Source organism: Pseudarthrobacter naphthalenicus (assembly GCF_029076445.1).
In the GTDB taxonomy this organism is placed as follows: Bacteria; Actinomycetota; Actinomycetes; order Actinomycetales; family Micrococcaceae; genus Arthrobacter; species Arthrobacter naphthalenicus.
In genome coordinates this window covers 165421-185099 of the sequence record NZ_JARESG010000007.1, presented here as the reverse complement: position 1 = coordinate 185099, position 19679 = coordinate 165421, and the positions used below count along the sequence as shown (strand labels likewise).

The following is a 19679-nucleotide window of genomic DNA, read 5'->3' as shown; positions in this document are numbered from 1 at the left end:
GTAGATGACTTGTCGAGCCAAGCAGCGGGATCACCGGCAGTGATCGGCGTCGGAATCCTCGGCGCGGGCCCTGTCACCCAGGCGATCCACCTGCCGTCCCTCGCACGGTTGGGCCACCTCCTGGAAGTCCGGCACATCATGGACGTGGACGCCGGTGTAGCCGAAGCGGTCGCCGGCAGGGTGGGCGCGAACTTCAGCACCAGCATGGACCAGCTCCTCGCGGACCCCGCAGTGGACGTGGTGGCCATCTGCAGCCCGCATCAATTCCATGCGGCACAGGTGATCGCCGCCTGCCGGGCCGGCAAGAAGGCCGTCCTGTGTGAAAAGCCCTTCGCCATGAGCGGTGAGGAAGCCGCCAGCATTTCCGCCGTTTCGGCCGAGACGGGCGTGCCCATCATCGTCGGCGCCATGCACACCTTTGATCCGGGCTGGCTCGCCGCAGAGCAGGCCTGGGGCGACCTGCCCGAGCAGGTCCACACCGTCCGGTCCACCATTGTCCTGCCGCCCAACCCCCGCTTCGAAGACTTTGCCACCGAGATTGTGGGCCGGGCGCCCGTGCCGGCCCGCGACTTCAATGACCCGGAGGTCATAAAGGCCATGCTTACCGGCGGAGTGATGGGCCTGGCCATCCATGACCTGGCCCCTGGTGCGGCGCTTCACTCCCGCATTCGCCGACGTCGAGGTCCTGCATGCCGAAGTTGTCCGCCCGTTTGGCTACGTCATCTCACTGCGGGCCGGGAACGTGGGCATCGAGCTTCGTGCGGCGATGAACGGGACGTGGGAACCTTCCTGGGAATTTGAGGCAATCGGGGACGATGCCGCCCTGAAGATCGATTTCACTCCTTCCTATGTCCACGCCGGCTCCGCAACAGCCCGGATCAGGACGTCCGGGAAGGCCACCGTCCTGGGCCCCTTCGGCCACAACGGCTATGAGGGAGAGTGGCGCAAACTCGCCGAACTTGCGGCGGGGAAAGGCACGCCGCCGTCCGCCGACACCGTGATCCACGACCTCGAGTTTGCGCTGGCCATCGCCGAAGCTGCCGCAGCCCGGATCGGGACAGACCGCATCGAAACAGGCACTAATGATTCCGAACCGCTCAATGACGAGCAGGAGGTCAACGCATGAGTACCCAACTATCTGTGTCGGCGGATCCCGGGGCTGACGCAGCGGGTACCGTGTCCGCCGTCGTCGCTTCCCTTCCGGTCTCGTTCGCTCCGGCGGCGGAGTCACCCGACGTCGTCGCTGTTGCCGGCCATGCCGGTTGGACGGTCCGGGCCATGGACGCGATCCGCGGCGGAGCCAAGGGGGTTGTGGTGTCCTGCCCCGCAGCCGAGGATCCCGCCGCGCTCAGCGCCGCGGCGAGCGCTGCCGAAGCCGTTGTGGTGCTGGACCGCCGGTGGGCCGGGAACGTGGCACTGGACGCCGCGAACACTACGGTGCGCGGCGTCATTAACGGGGCCCTTGGTAACGCGGTCCTGGTGGACTCTGTGGCGATGGCCGCTCCCGGCACCGAGCCGCTCCATCTGCTCGCGGACCAGTTCGCCGTGCTGGTGCAGTGCGGGATCGAGGTCCGCAACGTGCGGATGGTCCAATACAACAGGAACGGCTACACCGTGGCCGCCGTCCTCGGCGACGGGATCCCCGTGGCTCTGCAGGGCATCCTCACGTCAGTCCTCCCCGCCACCGCCAGCCTCACCATCCTGACGGCCGCCGGCCGTGCGGATCTTGTCCTGCCGGACCCGGCAGCCGCGTGGCCGGCTGAAGTCCGCGCCGTCACCGCGGAAGGGTCGACGACGCTTCCCACACTTTACGAATCGTCCCACCGGAGCACCTGGTCGAGGGTCCATGCGCACCTCACTGCAGGGACGGCCCCTGACGACCTCGCCCAGCTCGCCACTGTCCTGTCCCTTCTCAGCCAACTCAACCGCTAAGCCGCACTACCCGCAGTTCCAGTACCGCAAGTCAACATCCGCTCACTGTCGAGAGGGGCCCGGGCATTCAGTCCGCTCCGGGCCCTGAAAGGAAACCATCGTGTTTAACAAGTCCTCCATCGCATCCTCCCCCCTCTCCCGGAGGGGATTCCTGGGCCTCACCGCAGCAGCGGCGTCCGTTCCCCTTTTGGCTGCCTGCGGCGGCGGTTCCGCATCACAGGGCGGCAGTGGCGGTGCGGGCGGGACCATCAAGTTCTGGGATATGCCGTGGGCCACCCCGGCCTACAACGACGCCGCCAAGAAGATTGCTGAGGGCTTCTCCGGAGCCAACAGCAAGGCGAGCTACCAGATCATCCAGTGGAATAACTTCTACCAGACGTTCTCCTCGGCCATCGCGTCAAAGACCGGCCCGGCAGTGTCCACCGGCGGCGGCTTCCAGGCCTTCCAGTTCGAACAGCAGGGCCAGATCGCGTACGCCGACAAGGTCATCGACAAGCTGAAGAGCGATGGCAAGTTCGATGACTTCCTGCCCGGTGTACTGGACCCGTTCAAGACCGACAAGGGCTACGTAGCCGTCCCGTGGCAGCTGGACATGCGGGTGTTCTGGTACCGCAAGTCACTGTTCGAGAAGGCCAACGTGGCACTTCCCACCGACTGGCCGTCCCTCCTCGAAGCCGGCAAGGCACTCAAAAAGGTGGGGGCCTTTGGTTTCACCACCGGTGCCGGGTCAGGAAACAACTACGCCAACCACTCCATGATCATGATGATGGTCAACAACGGCGGCGGCGTCTTCACCAAGGACGGCCAGCTTGACCTGATGAACGACCGCAACGTCGAAGCCATGGAGTTCGTCCTGGAGCTCGTCTCCAACGGCATTGTGGACCCTGCCGCCGTCAGCTACACCACGGACAACATGTCCGCCCAGTGGAAGGACGGCAAGGCCGGCTATGGCCTCTTCCAGGTCAATGTTCCGCAGCGGGTGGGCGATACCTCCGGCGACCTGCTCGTGGCGGACCCCATCAAGGGCCCGCACGGGGACAAGGCAACCATCGTCTTCCCCAACAACATTATGATGTACAACAACACCCCCTCCCAGGCGGCATCCGAGGAATTCCTGGTGTACTACCTGGGCCAGATCAAGGAACTGTGGCGCCAGAAGCTGATGTCCGCCCTGCCGGTGTTCAAGTCCATCACCGAGCTCCCCGAGTTTGCCTCCGACCCCAACAACGTCAAGATCGTCAAGGACTGGCAGCCCATCGCCAAGACGTTCGCGTCCCAGGGCAACACGCTCAATGCCAACCTCGCGGCCCTGGACGGCGGCCAGGCCCTGAACCAGTTCAGCCAGACGATCATTACTGGTAAGTCTGATGCCAAGACCGCGCTGCAGACCTTCCAGTCCGCTCTCGAATCGGTCCTGAAAAAGTAGAGCGCCACACCATGACTACCTCCACAGCGCCGGCGGGATTGAGCCGGGCCCGCAAGGGAATTGCTCCCGGCGGGGGCGGCACCGTCAATCGCAAGAGCAAACTGTCCGCCCAAACCACCAGGACATTCTTCTGGCTCCTGCTCCCTTCCGTGGTCCTGCTCGTCCTGATCCACGGCTATCCCCTGATCTACGCGGCCATCCAGGCCACCCATGACGGCGACCTGCTCCAGACCGGAAACTTCATCGGCGGGGACAACTTCGCCAGGGTCCTGTCTTCGCCGGCGTTCTGGAAGGCCGCGCAGTTCACCCTGATGTTCACCATTGTGGGTGTCTTTGGATCCTGGCTTGTGGGGTTGGGGCTCGCGCTGCTGCTCCGCACCAGGATTCCTGCCGGCGGCACCTTCAAGGTCCTGCTCCTGCTGCCCTGGGTGGTTCCCATTGTGGTGTCCTCCACGGCATGGAACTGGCTGGTGGCCACCCCCGACAGCCTGGTTCCGTCGCTGTTCCGCAACCTGGGGCTGGGTACTCCCCTCTTTCTGGCTGATCCCAATCTCGCGGCCATCACAGTCATGGTCTTCAAGGTCTGGGTCAGTTTCCCGTTCATGATGATGATGATCTCGGCGGCGCTTGCCTCCGTGGACACCACCGTTTATGAGGCGGCGAGCATGGACGGTGCCACGCGCTGGCAGCAGTTCACCCAGATCACGCTTCCCCTGATCGCCCGGTCCACGTACATCTCCTGGATCCTGATGACCATCTTCTGCGTCAACGACTTCCCCACCATCTACCTGCTCACCGGCGGCGGACCGGTCAGCGCCACCACCTCCCTGGTGGTCCTCGCCTACCGCACGGTTTTCCAGGACTTCGCCACCGGCCCCGGCGTCGCCATCGCGTTCCTCATGACCATGACCCTGGTGGTCATCTCCGTCGTCCTGTACCGCCAGATCCGAAAGTCGAGTGTTGAATAATGAGCGCTGCAGTCCACGCCCATCCCCAATCCGGCCCGGCTCTGGGAGTCGCTGACTCCGGCCAGAAACGCCGTGTACTCTCCGACGCGGGCGATCGCGGCCGCTGGTGGCGGTTCACTGCCATCCTGGTCATCACCGCGATCGTGCTGGTGCCCATCATGGTCACGGTGGTTCTCGCGTTCACGCCCGGGCCTAACAGCACCGCAACCGGCCTGACCTTTGAGAACCTCGCCAACGTCTTCTCGGGCACCCTCGCCGCCACCTGGCTTCAGAACAGCCTGATTACCACCTTGTCCACGGTGGTGGTTGCCGTGGCTGTGGCCGCCCCCGCCGGTTACGTTCTCTCCCGCGGCCGCAGCAAGGCGGTGTCCGGCTACTCGCTGCTGCTTTTTGTGATGCAGTCCCTGCCCATCATCACCTCGGTGGTGCCGCTGTTCATCCTCTTCGCCGGCATGGGACTGGTGGATAACCTGCTGGGGATCACCATCATTTATGTAGGGTCCACCATGACGGTGGCCACGTGGATGATGGCGGCCTACTTCGACTCGATCCCCATCAGCCTCGAGGAGGCCTCCTGGATTGACGGCTGTTCCGTGTTTGGATCCTTCACGAAGGTAGTCCTGCGCAACTCGCTTCCCGGCATCCTCTCCACGGCCATTTTCGCCTTCCTGCTGGCGTGGAACGACTACCTGGTGGCCATCGTGTTCCTGCGCTCGAACGAAATCTTCACCCTTCCCATGGGCGTGCAGTCCTTCTTCCAGCAGAACGCCACCGACTGGACCTCGGTCATGGCCCTCGCCGTGGTCATGATGCTCCCGCCCATCATCGTCTTCGCCACGCTGAACAAGTATTTCAGCGTGGGCGGCATCGGCGGATCCCTCGCCGGCCGCTAGCCCCTCAAACCGTTTCCTGAACACTCCGCAAAAGGATTACAAAATGTCATACTCCCTGCAGCTGTACACCCTCCGCAACGCAATCCAGGACGACCTGCCCGGCACCATCCGCAAGGTCGCGGAGATCGGTTTCACCCAGGTTGAGCCCTACAACTTTGTGGCCACGGCGGAGGAACTCGGTAAGGCACTGAAGGAAAACGGCCTCACCGCGCCCTCCGGCCATGCACCGCTCGTGAGCCAGGACCAGGACGAAATCTTCGCCGCAGCCAAGGCCCTGGGCATCAGCACCGTCATCGACCCGTACCTGCCGGCCGAGCACTGGCAGAAGGCCGAAGACATCCAGGCCACGGCGGCGAAGCTCAACGAAGCCGCAAAGAAGGGTGCCGAACACGGGATCCGCGTTGGCTACCACAACCACGCCTGGGAGCTGGAGTCCAGCATCGAGGGCCGGACGGCGCTTGAATACTTCGCGGATCTGCTGGATCCCGCAGTGGTGCTCGAAGTGGATACCTACTGGGTTGCGGTGGGCGGCCAGGATCCCGTGGAGGTCCTGGACCGGCTGGGCGACAAGGTGAAGTTCATCCACATCAAGGACGGCCCGCTGAATACGGATACGAAGGCGCAGCTGCCTGCAGGCCAGGGGAAGGTTGCAGTCCTGGATGTCATCGCTGCCGCCAAGTCCCTTGAAGTGGGCGTGGTGGAGTTTGACGACTACGCCGGCGACATCTTCGAAGGCATCGCCGAGAGCCTCGCCTACCTGAACGCCAACACCGCCGAAGGGGCAAACGCATGAGCCGCGAAGCAGCAGCCGGCAAAGGCCCGGTGGGCGTCGCCGTCATCGGCGCCGGAAACATCAGCAAGCAGTACCTGGACAACCTCACGGTCTTCCCCGACCTGAAAGTCCACGTCATCGCGGACATTTTCGAAGACGCAGCAGCCGCCCGCGCCAAGGAGTACGGCATCCCCGAGTGGGGGCCGCCGGAGCTGGCACTGAACCACCCCGACGTCGAAATCATCGTCAACCTGACCATCCCGGCGGCGCACGTGGAGGTGGCCACGGCCGCCGTCAACGCCGGCAAGCACGTCTGGACGGAGAAGCCGTTCTCCCTGGACCGCGAATCCGGCCTCGGGTTGCTCAAGGCCGCCGACGCTGCCGGCATCCGGCTCGGCACCGCCCCGGACACCTTCCTTGGCGCCGGAATCCAGACAGCGCTGCGCCTGATCCAGCGCGGGGACATCGGCACGCCCCTGACGGCCATGACCACGTTCCAGACACCGGGGCCGGAGTCCTGGCACCCCAACCCCGCCTTCCTCTTCCAGCACGGCGCCGGCCCGCTCTTCGACATGGGCCCGTATTACCTCACCGCCCTGGTGCAGACCTTCGGCTCCATCCGCAAGGTGGCGGCTGTCGGTTCCAAGGCCAAGGACGTGCGCGTGATCGGTTCCGGACCCAAGGCCGGCGAAAAGTTCACCGTCGAGGTCCCCACCCATGTTTCCGCGATGGCGCAGTTCGAATCCGGCGCCTCCTCGCACAGCGTGTTCTCCTTCGAGTCCCCCCGCACCCGCATGGGGTTCGTGGAAATCACCGGTACCGAGGCCACCATCTCCCTGCCTGACCCCAACTACTTCACCGGCGACATCAAGCTCTGGCGCGCCGGCGACGAGGACTGGACCACCGTCCCGGCCACCGGCCCGGCGAACGGCCGCGGCATGGGTGTCCTGGACATGGCACGCGCCCTCCGGGCCGGCGTGCCGCACCGGGCGACCGGCAACCTCGCCTACCACGTGCTGGACACCATGGTCTCGATTTCGGAGTCCGTGGAGTCGGGCACCTTCATCGACGTCGAAAGCTCCGCCCCGACGTCCCCGGCCCTCCCCGAGGACTGGAACCCCACAGCAGCCACTCTCTAGGATCCACGCCATGAACTCCCCTGACAGCAAGAATGGCACCACCCGGGACGGTCCGCCCTTAGGCGTGGCGATGATCGGATACGCCTTTATGGGCAAGGCCCACTCCAACGCCTGGCGGAACGTCGCAGCCTTCTTCGACGTCCCGGCCTTCGAGCAAAAAGTGCTCGTGGGCCGGGACGCCGGGCAGGTAGCGGCGGCAGCCTCGAAATACGGCTGGACTGAATCCGCGACGGACTGGCGCTCAGTCCTGGAACGGGACGACATCCACATCGTGGACATCTGCGCACCGGGCTGGATGCACGCCGAGATCGCCATCGCGGCGCTCGAGGCCGGCAAACACGTCCTCGTGGAGAAGCCCCTGGCCAACACGCTGGCCGAGGCTGAAGCGATGGCCGATGCCGCCCGGTCCGCCCGGGAACGCGGCGTCCAGTCCATGATCGGCTTCAACTACCGGCGCGTCCCGGCCCTGGCCCTGGCCCGGGAATTCATTGCTGAAGGGCGGCTGGGTACGGTGCGGCACGTCCGCGCCGCCTACCTGCAGGACTGGCTGGTGGACGCCGACTCCCCCATGACATGGCGGCTGAACAAGGAAACCGCCGGTTCCGGCGCGCTGGGCGACATCGCTTCCCATGCGATCGACCAGGTCATGTTCCTCCTCGGCGGCTCCGTCACCGAAGTTTCGGGCCGGCTGCACACCTTCGTTTCCAGCCGCCCCGGGGCGGAGGGCCCCGAGGAGGTAACGGTCGACGACGCCGCCTGGGCCACGCTGACCCTGGACACCGGGACCATCGCCTCCGTGGAGGTATCCCGGATGGCCACCGGGCAGAAGAACTCCCTGAAGCTGGAAATTTACGGGGACAAAGGTTCCCTCCTGTTCGATCTGGAAACCATCAACGAACTCGGCTTCCTGGATGCCACTGTTCCCATCCGGGAACAGGGTTTCCGGCGGATCCTGGTGAATGAACCGGAACATCCCTACATGGACGCCTGGTGGCCGCAGGGCCACGTGATCGGATGGGAACACACCTTCACCCACGAGATCCGGGACTTCCTCACCGCCATCCACGGCGGCGCCGCGCCGTCGCCGTCGTTCGAAGAGGGCCTGGCCGTGCAGCGGGTACTGGCCGCGATCGAAGAGTCCGCCAACGCCAAATCCTCCATCATCCAACTCACCACCGCAGCCGTCCCCGCCACCGAAGGAGCCTGACATGCCCCGCCCGTACACCCTGTTCACCGGCCAGTGGGCCGACCTCCCCTTTGAGGAAGTGGCCAAACTGGCGTCCGGCTGGGGCTACGACGGCCTTGAAATCGCCGTCTCCGGTGACCATCTGGACGCCTGGCGCTGGGACGAGCCCGGCTACGTCGAGTCCAAACTCGCCGTCCTGGAGAAGTACAACCTGAAGGTCTGGGCCATCTCCAACCACCTCAAGGGCCAGGCCGTGTGCGATGACCCCATTGACTTCCGCCACGAGGCAATCGTGGGGTCCAAGGTCTGGGGCGACGGCGATCCCGAAGGCGTCCGCCAGCGCGCCGCCGAGGAAATGAAACACACCGCGCGGCTCGCCAAAGCCCTCGGCGTGGACACCGTGGTCGGCTTCACCGGTTCCTCGATCTGGCAGTACGTGGCCATGTTCCCGCCCGTCCCGGAAAAAGTCATCGACGCCGGCTACCAGGACTTCGCCGACCGCTGGAACCCCATCCTGGACGTCTTTGACGAGTGCGGCGTGAAGTTCGCCCACGAGGTCCACCCCTCCGAAATCGCCTACGACTACTGGACCACCGTCCGCACCCTCGAAGCGATCGGCCACCGCGAAGCGTTCGGCCTGAACTGGGACCCCTCCCACATGATGTGGCAGGGCATGGATCCCGTCTCGTTCATCTGGGACTTCAAGGACCGGATCTACCACGTGGACTGCAAGGACACCAAGCTCCGGCAGACCGGACGCAACACCGTGCTGGGCTCCCACCTGGCCTGGGGCGACCCGCGCCGCGGCTGGGACTTCGTGTCCGCGGGCCGCGGGGACGTCCCCTGGGAATCCTCGTTCCGGGCTCTCGCGGCGATCGGCTATGACGGGCCGATCTCCATCGAATGGGAGGACGCAGGCATGGACCGTCTCCACGGGGCGCCCGAAGCTCTTGCCGCGCTGAAGAAGTTCGACTTCCCGGCGTCGAACACGTCCTTCGACGCCGCCTTCAGCTCCAAGGACCAGGCCCCCGCCACGTGAACCGCACCCTGCAGGCCGGCCGGCGGCTGTGGGTCAATGACCCATCAAAGGACTGAACGCATGACCCAAGGCAACGGCACGTCGGACGGAACAATCCGCTGGGGAATCCTCGGCACCGGCTTCATCGCCGCCCTGCAAACCCGTGACCTGAACGAACATGGTTTCACCGTGCAGGCTGTTGGCTCCCGTTCACTGGATTCGGCCAGGGCGTTCGCGGAACAGCACGGTGTGCCTGCCGCGCATGGCAGCTACGAGGCCCTGGTTGCAGACCCCGCCGTGGATGTTGTCTACATCGCCACCCCGCACCCGTTTCACCACGCCAACGCCCTGCTGGCTCTCAATGCCGGGAAGCACGTGTTGGTGGAGAAGGCCTTCACCATGAATGCCCGCGAAGCTCGGGAGGTTTTCGACCTGGCCGCGTCCAGAGGCCTGGTGGCCCTGGAGGCCATGTGGAGCCGTTTCCTCCCGCATATGATCCGCCTGCGTGAAGTCATCGCGGACGGCACCATCGGTGAGGTCCGGAAAATCATTGCCAGCCACAACCAGGATCTCCCCAAGGATCCCGGGCACCGGCTCAACGATCCTGCCCTGGGCGGCGGAGCGTTGCTGGATCTGGGCGTCTATCCTGTCTCCTTCGCCATCGACATCCTCGGAACTCCGGACACTATCCGGGCCGGCGCGTCCATGACGGCAACCGGTGTGGACCGCCAAACCGCGGCAATCTTCGGGTACGGAACGGGGCAGCAGGCCATCATTGACTGCGAGCTTGACGCGGCCGGGCCCAACCGCGCCGTGGTGCTCGGGACGGACGGATGGATCGACGTCGAACCCACCTGGTACAACCCCACGCCCTTCACCGTTTTTGATGGACAAGGCAACGTCCTCGAGCGGTTCGACCTGCCGGTGAGCGGCCGGCATGCAGTACCAGGCAGCCGAACTGGAACGGCTGATCCGGTCCGGTTCCGCTGCCGGAACAATTCTGCCGCCGGATCAGAGCGTCGCGGTGATGGCCGCGATGGACGAGATCCGCCGCCAGATCGGGCTGCGCTACCAGACGGACGCCGTGGCGGATAAACACTGAGCGTCCCGGCGGGCGGTTAGAGTTTTCTGCATGACCCACACCATCCGAAACGCTGTAGCGGACGACGCCGGTGCGCTCGCCGAACTCGCCGCGGTCACGTTCCCGCTGGCGTGCCCGCCGTCGTCCTCACCGGAGGATATCGCCGCGCACCTGGCCAATACGCTCAGCGAGGAGCACTTCCGGAGCTACCTCGCGGACCCGGACATCACGGTTCTAGTGATCGACGCCGGCGGCAGCCTGCGCGGTTACAGCCTCCTTGTGAACCGTCCCGCTGCGGATGCGGACGTGGCGGCGGCATTGACGCTCCTGCCGTCCATGGAGCTCAGCAAATGCTATGTCCACCCCGGGCACCACGGCCTGGGCGCGGCGGCGGAACTCATGCACGCCAGCCTCCAGGCGGCCGCCGCGGCGGGCGCAGCCGGCGTCTGGCTGGGCGTCAACAACCAGAATGCCCGGGCCGTGCGCTTCTACGAGAAGTCCGGCTTCCGGAAGGTGGGCAGCAAATCCTTCAGGCTGGGAAGCACCGTGGAACACGACTTCGTGATGGAACGCGCCGTCTCCTAGCCGCCTGCCCTGCCTAGCCGCCCGCCCTGCCGCCCAGGCCCTCGTCCAGCGGCGGACGCGGCTCCTTCAGCAACTTCAGCTCCGGCGGGAGGCCCTCGATGTTTCCCTCGGTGCGGTTGGCGGTGATGGAGATCCTGGCATGGCCCAGACGAACGTTGTCGGCCCTGAAGTCGCCCTTGTCCTGGGCGAGGAACGGGGCCAGATGGACAACGCCGCGGGTGAAGTCCGGATCAAAACGCAGCAGGATACGGGCCAGCTGGATAGGCGCCGCGGCCGCCCAGGCCTGCGGGGAGCACGCCGTCGGATAGGGCACCGGCCCGGAATATTCGCTGCGGTCAAAACCGCAGAACAGCTCCGGAAGCTGCCCGTCGAAGTAGGCCGCGGCATCAAAGATCCCCCGCGCCACCCGCTTGGCCTCGGCCACGAAGCCGTAGCGCATCAGGCCGGTGGCCACTAGCGCCGAGTCGTGCGGCCATACCGAACCGTTGTGGTAGCTCACCGGATTGTAGGCGGCCATGTCCGAGGCAAGCGTCCGGATGCCCCAGCCGGTGAACATCATTGGTGACATGAGCCGCTCCACCACCTGCGGCGCTTTGTCCTCATCCACGATGCCAACCCACAGGCACTGGCCCATGTTCGATGTGCACGAGTCCACCGGCTTCTTGTCCTTGTCCAGGGCAAGGGCGAAGTAGCCTTTGTCAGGCAACCAGAACGTCTCGTTGAAGGCCTTCTTCAGCGTTGCTGCGCGCTCCGCCCAGCGGTGCTCGGTTTCGGTGTCACCCAGGGAGCGTGCCAGCAGGGAGCGGGCCACGTACGCGGCGTAGACGTAGCCCTGGACCTCGCACAGGGCAATGGGCGGCTCAGCCATCCGGCCGTCCGCGAAATTGACCCCGTCCCAGGAATCTTTCCAGCCCTGGTTCACCAGCCCGTGGGTGTTGGGCCGCAGGTACTCCACAAACCCGTCACCGTCGCGGTCCCCGTACTTCTCGATCCATTCCAGGGCACGGTCTGCATGCGGCAGGAGGGAGTCCACGATGTCATCGGACAATCCCCACCGGCTGAGTTCGCCCAGGACGCTGACGAACAACGGCGTGGCGTCAGCAGTTCCGTAATAAGCCGTCCCGCCCAGGGACAGGCCTGCGGTCACACCCAGGCGGACCTCGTGCGGAATGCGGCCGGGCTGTTCCTCGGAATCGTTATCCACCTTCGTGCCCTGGAGGGCGGCGAGGGTCTGCAGGGTTCCGGCGGCCAAGCTGGAATCCACCAGCATGGCCATGTAGGAAGACAGCAGCGAGTCCCGGCCGAAGAGTGCCATAAACCAGGGCGCTCCGGCGGCCACGGCAACACGGTCCGGATGCTCGGCGTCGAAAATCCGGAGCAGGCCCAGATCCGTCTGGCTCCTCTCCAGCGTGGACTCGATGCTGCTGTCCGCCAGGGAGAGCCGCGGTACGTTCTCTTCCCACGCCCGTTGCCGCTGGACCCCGAGCCGGAGCCGGGGCAGGCCCGCCTCCGTGAACGGGTCAGCCGGAGCCGCACCGTTGATCAGGGGAACCACAATAACGCTGGTGGACCACTTGCCGCGTGCCGGAATGTGGGCGCGGAACCGAAGGGCATCGGTGCTGACCTCGGCGCCGGCGGCCCGGATGGCGGTGCCCCGGCGCTGGCCGTTGCGGACCGCATCGATGAGGAGCTCGCCGTCGGAACTGCGCCGGATCACCTCGGCGCCCTGCGACGGGCGGCCGCCCTTGACGTCGAAAAGGTCGGCCTGATCGGCGTCCACCAGAAGTTCAATCTCGCAGCTGACGGCCTCGGACGAATAATTCTCCAGGGTGATATCGTCCTGCATTCCCGGGCCCACGTGGCGTTCCTGGCGGACAACAAGGGGGCTGTCGAAGCGTCCATCCGGCCATTTGGCGCGCCCCACGAAGGTGGCCTCATAGGCGTCCGGCCGGTGCGCCACCAGCGGTTCGCGGAGGGCGCCGTTGATTCGAAGGATCCACCGCGACACAATCCGGGTGTCCTGGTAGAACGCGCCGCTTGTGCCGCCGTCGTTGTTCATGTCCCCGCTCGGGGCGGAGATGCAGAACGATGACCCTTCCACCAGGGTTACCGCTTCGGAGCCGCCGATATCAGCTTCCGTGTCGGCGTTCCATGCAGTCATGACGGCCCTCCTTGCCTCGGTGCCTCACTGCCGCCGGGGGGCCATCGATTCTCCGCCCAGGGCCTGGACAACTGTTCCCCCTCCTCGATTCTGCTGCACGAAGGAACGGTCAGGAACCCCTGCAGCCTGACTCTTTTCAACGAGTTTTGCGTACAGGTCCAGGTGGTTCCGGACCATCCGTTCGGTGCTGAACAGCTTGAGCGCCCGCTCCCGGCAATGGGACCTGTCCAGCGATGCCGCAAGGGGCAACATGGTGTGCAGTTCCTCGGTCACGGCCAGGTAGCCGGTCTTGCCGTCGTCCACGATTTCAGGGGCCGACCCAATGGGGGTTCCAACCACCGGAGTGCCGGTGGACAGCGATTCGATCATGACCAGGCCAAAGGGTTCGTGCCACTGGATGGGGTTCAGGAAGGCGATCGCCTCACCCATGAGCCGATATTTTTCCGCATCCCCGATCTCGCCCAGGAACTCCTCATTGGGGCCGAGCAGCGGCTCCACCACGCTGTGGAAGTACTCCACTTCCGCCCGCTCCCGGATCTTTGCCGCGATCCGCAGCGGAATTCCGGCGCGCCGGGCAATCTGGATGGCTTCCACCACTCCTTTGTCAGGGCACATTCTGCCCACAAAACAGGCATAACCGCCCTGGCCCGAACCAACCGGGACAGCGGCAACGTCCATTCCGTGATGGATCACGCGCGTGATGGGCACGTCCGGCACAAGGGAAGCCTGGTCCCGTGAAATGGCGATAATGGCCGTGTCCGCGGCCATGGCCCGGTACAGGTCAGCGGAGGACGGGATGAGGGGGCCGTGGATGGTGGTCACCACCGGTGCCCCCGACGCCCGCCGGGCCAGCAGAGGCCCCGCCAGGGTGTGGTCGTGAATGATGTCCACATCATCGCCCAGGCCTTCATAAGCCCTGATGACGTGGCTCAGTTCTGAGAGCGAAAGCCCCATTTCCGTCGGTTCGGAGGGTCTCATGCCCGGCGCCAAAGGCACCGGACAGGTGCTGTCCGAAGCCGCGGCCAGCACCACTTCGTGCCCGGCCGCCGTGAATCCCCGGGCGAGGAGGTCAACAACCCTTTCTATGCCGCCGTATCCCGAGGGCGGGATGGGAATCCAAGGTGCTGCAATCAGTCCAATACGCATGCTTTCCTCCGCAAAGGATCACATGCCACGCCCCCAGACCTGGCGTGTGAGCTATCAGTCGAAGGCCTTTGCTTGACCTTTTGTTCTGACTATTACCCCGGCCGGGGTGCGTTTTCAACCCCCAGCTGTGACAGGTCCAACACCCTGCAGGGGAATGGCCGCGGGAGCTGCGCCGTTGTGTCAGGCATGAAGATAGAGATCTGGTCAGACGTTGCGTGCCCGTGGTGCTACATCGGCAAACGCCGGTTCGAAGCTGCCTTGTCCGAGTTCCCGCACCGCGATTCGGTTGATGTCACATGGCGCAGCTACCAGCTGGATTCCAGCCTCCCGGAGCATTACGAAGGCACCGAACTTGAATACCTGAGCAGGATCAAGGGCATGCCGCACGCGCAGGTTTCGCAGATGTTTGAGCACGTTTCGGAGCAGGCAAAGGGCGAAGGCCTTAATTACCGTTTCGACCAGGTGGTGGTGGCCAACAGTTTCACGGCCCACCGCCTGATCCACCTGGCTGCCGAACATGGCCGGCAGGATGCTGCCAAGGAACGGCTCCTGAGCGACCACTTTGAGCACGGCAAGGACATCGGCAGCCGGGAGTACCTGACGGAGCTGGGCCTTTCGCTGGGCCTGGACGCCGGCGCGGTGGAGGAGTTGTTCACCACGGAGAAGTACTCCGACGACGTCCGCTTCGACTTTGAGGAAGCCCGCGCCCTGGGCATCACCGGGGTGCCGTTCTTCGTCATCGACCGCAAATACGGGCTCTCCGGCGCACAGCCCGCCGAAACCTTCACTGCAGCGCTGACCCAGGCGTGGCAGGAGACCAACCCGCTGGTGCTGGTCAACGCGGCGGACGGTGAAGCCTGCGGCCCTGACGGCTGCGCCGTCTAAGGTCCCGCTGCTCCCGGGCGGCGGGGCGCCACGGACCCCGCCCCGGGTCTGCGATGCCCGATTTTACTGACACATCACGATAAAGTGTCTGCATGCCCAGGATTTCGGCGGCCACCAACGCCGCGCAACGAGCCGACACGCAGCGCCGGATCCTGACCGCCTTTGGTGAACTCCTCTTCACCCACGGCCTGCCCGGCCTGACCATGACGGACGTCGCCCGGCACGCCGGGGTGGGACGGACCGCGGTCTACAACTATTACGCGGACATTGAAGAGCTGCTGATCTCCTACGCTTTGGATGAGACCGAGCGGTTTCTCGCCGAACTGCGGGACGCCCTGGCCGCCGTGGACAACCCGGTCGAACGGCTGGCGCTCTACGTTCGCACCCAGGTGGAGGACCTCAGCCGCCGCCACCTCCCGCCCGGACCTGCGATGGCAGCGGTGCTCTCGCCGTCGTCCTTTGCCAAACTGGCGGACCACGTGGGTGAACTGAGCGTCATGCTGCAGGGCATCCTGCGTGACGGCATGGCGCAGGGCTACCTGCCGGAGACGGACATCGGCCAGCTTGCGCAACTGATCCACGGGACGCTGTCCTCCAGTGCCGCGCGCGGCAGCAACGAACCCGCCGAGCTGGAGGCGCGTATCGCCAGGACGGTCCGGTTCATCCAGTTGGGTGCCGGAGCCAGGTTCGACGCCGGGAGCGCGCCGCTGCGCGTTCGCTAAGGGGAGGGTGTCGCCGTCGGAAGTACGGGCCACTTGGCGTCGTCAGCGATCCTGCGGCTTTCCCGCGGACAGCTGAGCTTCCCGGGAGTCTGATCCACCCGGTCCGCCGCGGCAAGCTCTTTGTAGTCCCCGGAAAGAATCACGTCCACGCTCGCATCCGACCGGCCGTCCTGGAAGTAGTCGGAGCCCGGCACGTTCCGCTGGACGGTGAAGGCCGCGGACTGCCCGGCCGCACCGGAGACCACCGCGGCCACGCCACGGTAACCCGCTTCGGTGTTTGCCACGTTACCCACCACAAACTTCCGAGCGAGGAGTTCGTCCGCCACCGTGCGGGCCAGCCCGGGGCGGCTGGTGGAGTTGAAGACGTTGACGTTCACTTTCTCGGGCGGCACATAATCATAGGTGGCCGCCGGACAGGCACTCTGCGGCGCTTCACTGGCGGCCGGCGCGGGCAGCTTAAGGTGGCCGTTGATGATGGCGAACGCGGTGATGACGCCCCCGGCGATCAAACCCAGCAGCAGGACCAGCACCACGCCGTGAATTACCCTGCGCCGCACGCGGACGGGGTCGTCCGGATCATCGGCGGCTTCAAAAGTTGCCCGCAGTTCCGGCCCTGTCACCACCCGATGGCCGTGCAGGATCCGGGCGTCCTTGGGTTTCCTAGCCATCTATCACCAGCACGCGGGCATGGATTGCGGTGCGCTGGTGCAGCGCCGTCCGGACGGCGCGGTGCAGGCCATCCTCCAGGTAGAGGGTTCCCTGATACTGCACCACGTGCGGGAAAAGGTCGCCAAAGAACGTCGAGTCCTCCGCCAGCAGCGCTTCAAGGTCCAAGGTCCGTTTAGTGGTTACCAATTCGTCCAGGCGCACCGGGCGCGGGGGCAGCGACGCCCACTGTTTGGGCGTGCTGAAACCATGGTCAGGGTACGGGCGTCCCTCGCCCACAGCTTTGAAGATCACCATGCAACCCTAGGCACCCGGGCGGCACAAGAGAAGAGTCACGCCCGCGCCGTTCCAAGGTTGTAGCCAAACAGTGACCAACCGTTACTGGAGCCAGGCCCCGCGGCCTGCCACACCGGGCAACACACCCGGACCCAGGCCCTTGGCTGACACAATGGAGGCATGACCGCATCCGATTTTCCGGCCAGCCCCGCCCCCGGCGTGCGCCTGCTGTCCACCCCGCCACTCGCCCTTCTGCTCGACGTTGACGGCCCCGTGGCGAGCCCGGTCACCCGCGACGTGCAGCCGGGCATCATCGCTGACATGGTTGCCCTGGCCAGCGCCGGCATTCCCGTTATTTTCAACACCGGCCGCTCCGATGCCTTTATCCGCGAACAGGTTATGGAACCCATGATCGCCGCAGGCATGCCGGCGGGAACCGTCATCCACGCCATCTGCGAAAAGGGTGCGGTCTGGTTCAGTTACACCGCAGCCGGCGCGGGCCCCGTCCACGTTGATCAGGAACTGGCCGTTCCCAAGGCCTACGGCGATGACGTCCGCCGGCTGGTGGCCGAGGACTATTCGGCCCATATGTTCTTCGACGAGACGAAGCGTGCCATGGTTTCGGTTGAGCAGCACATCGAAGTACCCTCCGCCGAGTACCTCGCCGAACAGGCGCTCTTCGACACCGACGCGATGGACCTGATGGCGCGCCATGGCCTGGGGGTGGTCCGGCTGGACCACCACGCGCCGAATTCCGACGACGCCGTGGACTACCGCGTGGACCCCACCATTATTTCCACCGACATTGAGTCCGTGCGGCTGGGCAAGGACCTGGGCGCCAGCCGCGCCGTCGAGATGCTCGCAGCGCGGGGCATCACGCCGCTGGCGTGGCGGACCATGGGCGACTCCCGCACGGACTACGCCATGGCCGACTGGCTGCACCACAACGACCATCCGGTGAAGCACATCGACGTCCGTCCCGCAGACGGCGTCCCGGTCAAACCCTACGATGTTCTCACCGCCGCGGACCTGGGGCTTGGCAGCAATGTGATCCACGACGACGCCGGCGCGGCTTTCCTCCGGAAGTGGCGGGAGGCGGTGGGCAGCTGAGCCGCGTTCCGCCTCCTGTAAACGGTCCCGTTTTGAGGCTACCGCTATCATTTCAAGTAAGAACGCTTACCAGTTAACCGCGACGGAGACAACCATTACAGAAGCACCCGTTACAGAAGCAGCTGTCCAGGATGAGATCTACTACGGCGGACAGGCGTCGGTAGAACCGCGAACGCATGCGGAGGTCACCTCTCCCGCTGCTGAAGCCAGGCTCAAGCACCGCGAGGACGTGGTCCGGCACAAGGGACGGTATGCCCTCATCAACCACAACCGGACGCCGTACCAGGCCATGGTTGAGGATCTGCTCTTCCTGCGCAACGTCCTGGCCGGCGCCGGGCTGGACTACCTCCTGGTCCGCGGCAACAATGACCGCCCGGTCATCGCCCTGGACTGGAAGAACCGCAAAAAGCTGCGGGCAGCCCTGGTTGCCGCCTGCCGTAACGAGCCCGTTTACTCCATGACGGTTGACGCGAAGAAGAAATCCTCTGTCCTGGTGGCCGACGGCGAACTTTCCCGCAACAGGCAGGCACGCATCTTCCGGATTTACCGTCCCCGGGTGGAGCCCGACGGCGGCTTCGAGTTCGGCTCCTCCGCCGGCGTCCAGATTGAGCTCTGGAGCTTCGACGGTAACGAGATCACCCTGCCCATCGAGAACTCCCTCACCCGGCGCACCATGCTGGCACAGGATGCCGTCCGCGGGACGGTGGAGCGTTACGGCCACTCCTGGCCCACCATCGAGAACATGTTCGCGGACCACGCCAGCGACATCAGCTTCGATATTGATCTGGTGTTCTCCTGGGTGGACGGCAGTTCTCCCGAATACATCGCAGCCCGCCGGGCCCAGCAGAAGGACGTGGTCCTCGGCGAGGGCGACGACCATGAAGCCCGGTTCCGGCAGATCAACGAACTCAAGTACGCCCTGCGCTCGGTGTACATGTTTGCACCGTGGATCCGCCGCATTTTCATCGCCACGGACTCGCCTGCGCCGGAGTGGCTGGCCGAGCACCCGTCCGTGACCATCGTCCGCAGTGAGGAGTTCTTTTCGGATCCGTCCGTGCTGCCGACGCACAATTCCCAGGCAGTGGAATGCCAGCTGCACAACATCGAGGGGCTCTCGGAGCACTTCCTCTATTCGAACGATGACATGTTCTTCGGCCGGCCGGTGGGTCCCGATCTGTTCTTCACACCGGGCGGGATCACCAAATTCATTGAGGCCGAGACGCGGATCGGGCTGGGCGACAACGACGCCGAACGCAGCGGTTTCGAAAACGCCGCCCGGGTGAACCGCAAGCTCCTCTGGGACCGCTTCGGGCGCATCACCACCCGGCACCTTGAGCACACTGCGGCGCCCCTGCGGCGCAGCGTGGTGGCCACCATGGAACAGGAGTTTCCGGAGGAATTCCGGAAGACCGCCGCCAGCCGGTTCCGTGCTGCGGACAACATCTCGGTGACCAATTCGTTCTACCACTACTACGCGCTGCTGACCGGCCGTGCCGTCACCCAGACGGCGGCCAAGGTGCGCTATGTGGATACCACCATGCGGGCCGGGCTGAACTACCTGCCCAAACTTCTGGCCAAACGAAACATGGACTTCTTCTGCCTCAACGACGGCAGCTTCCCGGAAGTCCCGGCGGACGAGCGGGCCGAACTGGTGACCGACTTCCTGGAGAAGTACTACCCCATCAAGGCGCCCTGGGAACTCTGACCGGGGCG

19 protein-coding genes and 1 pseudogene are annotated in these 19679 nt (G+C 65.1%); 16 read left to right on the top strand and 4 right to left on the bottom strand.

Annotated elements, in window-relative coordinates; translation table 11 throughout:
- The first annotated feature begins 9 nt into the window (after window positions 1-9).
- The 12 genes and pseudogenes from PY310_RS09480 (at window position 10) to PY310_RS09425 (ending at window position 11000) form a co-directional block, all read left to right on the top strand.
- A complete protein-coding gene (locus PY310_RS09480; RefSeq protein WP_275214124.1) occupies window positions 10-801 on the top strand; it encodes a Gfo/Idh/MocA family protein in 792 nt (263 codons plus the stop codon).
- The gene (locus PY310_RS09475; protein WP_275214123.1) at window positions 767-1126 is read left to right on the top strand and encodes a hypothetical protein; all 360 of its coding nucleotides are present in this window, start codon (window positions 767-769) and stop codon (window positions 1124-1126) included. Before PY310_RS09480 ends, PY310_RS09475 begins: the two co-directional genes overlap by 35 nt.
- The gene (locus tag PY310_RS09470) at window positions 1123-1932 is read left to right on the top strand and encodes a hypothetical protein (protein WP_275214122.1); all 810 of its coding nucleotides are present in this window, start codon (window positions 1123-1125) and stop codon (window positions 1930-1932) included. The genes PY310_RS09475 and PY310_RS09470 overlap by 4 nt, the downstream gene beginning before the upstream one ends.
- A 100-nt stretch (window positions 1933-2032) precedes the next feature.
- A complete protein-coding gene (locus PY310_RS09465) occupies window positions 2033-3358 on the top strand; it encodes an ABC transporter substrate-binding protein (RefSeq protein ID WP_275214121.1) in 1326 nt (441 codons plus the stop codon).
- Window positions 3359-3369: 11 nt separating this feature from the next.
- Window positions 3370-4326 carry a carbohydrate ABC transporter permease gene (locus PY310_RS09460; protein ID WP_275214120.1) on the top strand — a complete coding sequence of 319 codons (957 nt, stop codon included), beginning with the start codon at window positions 3370-3372 and terminating at the stop codon, window positions 4324-4326.
- Window positions 4326-5219: a carbohydrate ABC transporter permease gene (locus tag PY310_RS09455; RefSeq protein WP_275214119.1), complete on the top strand. Its 894-nt coding sequence runs from the start codon at window positions 4326-4328 to the stop codon at window positions 5217-5219. The genes PY310_RS09460 and PY310_RS09455 overlap by 1 nt, the downstream gene beginning before the upstream one ends.
- 43 nt (window positions 5220-5262) lie before the next feature.
- Complete coding sequence (locus tag PY310_RS09450; RefSeq protein WP_275214118.1) at window positions 5263-6012, top strand: sugar phosphate isomerase/epimerase family protein; 750 nt, start codon at window positions 5263-5265, stop codon at window positions 6010-6012.
- Window positions 6009-7130, top strand: a complete 1122-nt coding sequence (locus tag PY310_RS09445; RefSeq protein WP_275214117.1) for a Gfo/Idh/MocA family protein — start codon at window positions 6009-6011, stop codon at window positions 7128-7130. Before PY310_RS09450 ends, PY310_RS09445 begins: the two co-directional genes overlap by 4 nt.
- Window positions 7131-7140: 10 nt before the next feature.
- On the top strand, window positions 7141-8337 hold the full coding sequence (locus PY310_RS09440; RefSeq protein WP_275214116.1) for a Gfo/Idh/MocA family protein: 1197 nt from the start codon (window positions 7141-7143) through the stop codon (window positions 8335-8337).
- A gap of 1 nt (window position 8338) precedes the next feature.
- Window positions 8339-9355, top strand: a complete 1017-nt coding sequence (locus PY310_RS09435; protein WP_275214115.1) for a sugar phosphate isomerase/epimerase family protein — start codon at window positions 8339-8341, stop codon at window positions 9353-9355.
- Window positions 9356-9415: 60 nt separating this feature from the next.
- Window positions 9416-10436, top strand: a pseudogene (locus PY310_RS09430) (Gfo/Idh/MocA family protein).
- A gap of 30 nt (window positions 10437-10466) precedes the next feature.
- The gene (locus tag PY310_RS09425) at window positions 10467-11000 is read left to right on the top strand and encodes a GNAT family N-acetyltransferase (protein WP_275214114.1); all 534 of its coding nucleotides are present in this window, start codon (window positions 10467-10469) and stop codon (window positions 10998-11000) included.
- Window positions 11001-11013: 13 nt separating this feature from the next.
- Here PY310_RS09425 and PY310_RS09420 read toward each other — a convergent pair whose 3' ends face one another.
- Both PY310_RS09420 and PY310_RS09415 read right to left on the bottom strand, forming a co-directional pair.
- A complete protein-coding gene (locus PY310_RS09420) occupies window positions 11014-13161 on the bottom strand; it encodes an amylo-alpha-1,6-glucosidase (RefSeq protein WP_275214113.1) in 2148 nt (715 codons plus the stop codon).
- 24 nt (window positions 13162-13185) lie between these two features.
- Window positions 13186-14307, bottom strand: a complete 1122-nt coding sequence (locus tag PY310_RS09415) for a glycosyltransferase family 4 protein (RefSeq protein WP_275214112.1) — start codon at window positions 14305-14307, stop codon at window positions 13186-13188.
- A 186-nt stretch (window positions 14308-14493) separates the two neighbouring features.
- Here PY310_RS09415 and PY310_RS09410 point away from each other — a divergent pair, with 186 nt between their 5' ends.
- Together PY310_RS09410 and PY310_RS09405 are read left to right on the top strand one after the other, a co-directional pair.
- The gene (locus PY310_RS09410; protein WP_275214111.1) at window positions 14494-15192 is read left to right on the top strand and encodes a DsbA family oxidoreductase; all 699 of its coding nucleotides are present in this window, start codon (window positions 14494-14496) and stop codon (window positions 15190-15192) included.
- Window positions 15193-15284: 92 nt separating this feature from the next.
- Window positions 15285-15914 carry a TetR/AcrR family transcriptional regulator gene (locus PY310_RS09405; protein ID WP_275214110.1) on the top strand — a complete coding sequence of 210 codons (630 nt, stop codon included), beginning with the start codon at window positions 15285-15287 and terminating at the stop codon, window positions 15912-15914.
- On the opposite strand, the gene PY310_RS09400 is transcribed toward PY310_RS09405, so the two are convergent.
- Window positions 15911-16582, bottom strand: coding sequence for a LytR C-terminal domain-containing protein (locus PY310_RS09400; protein WP_275214109.1), 672 nt, complete (start codon window positions 16580-16582; stop codon window positions 15911-15913). The genes PY310_RS09405 and PY310_RS09400 overlap by 4 nt on opposite strands.
- Complete coding sequence (locus tag PY310_RS09395; RefSeq protein ID WP_275214150.1) at window positions 16575-16874, bottom strand: type II toxin-antitoxin system VapB family antitoxin; 300 nt, start codon at window positions 16872-16874, stop codon at window positions 16575-16577. The genes PY310_RS09400 and PY310_RS09395 overlap by 8 nt, the downstream gene beginning before the upstream one ends.
- 162 nt (window positions 16875-17036) lie before the next feature.
- Here PY310_RS09395 and PY310_RS09390 point away from each other — a divergent pair, with 162 nt between their 5' ends.
- Together PY310_RS09390 and PY310_RS09385 are read left to right on the top strand one after the other, a co-directional pair.
- Window positions 17037-17966, top strand: coding sequence for a Cof-type HAD-IIB family hydrolase (locus PY310_RS09390; protein WP_275214108.1), 930 nt, complete (start codon window positions 17037-17039; stop codon window positions 17964-17966).
- A 229-nt stretch (window positions 17967-18195) separates the two neighbouring features.
- A complete protein-coding gene (locus PY310_RS09385; protein ID WP_320537402.1) occupies window positions 18196-19671 on the top strand; it encodes a stealth family protein in 1476 nt (491 codons plus the stop codon).
- Window positions 19672-19679 lie beyond the last annotated feature (8 nt).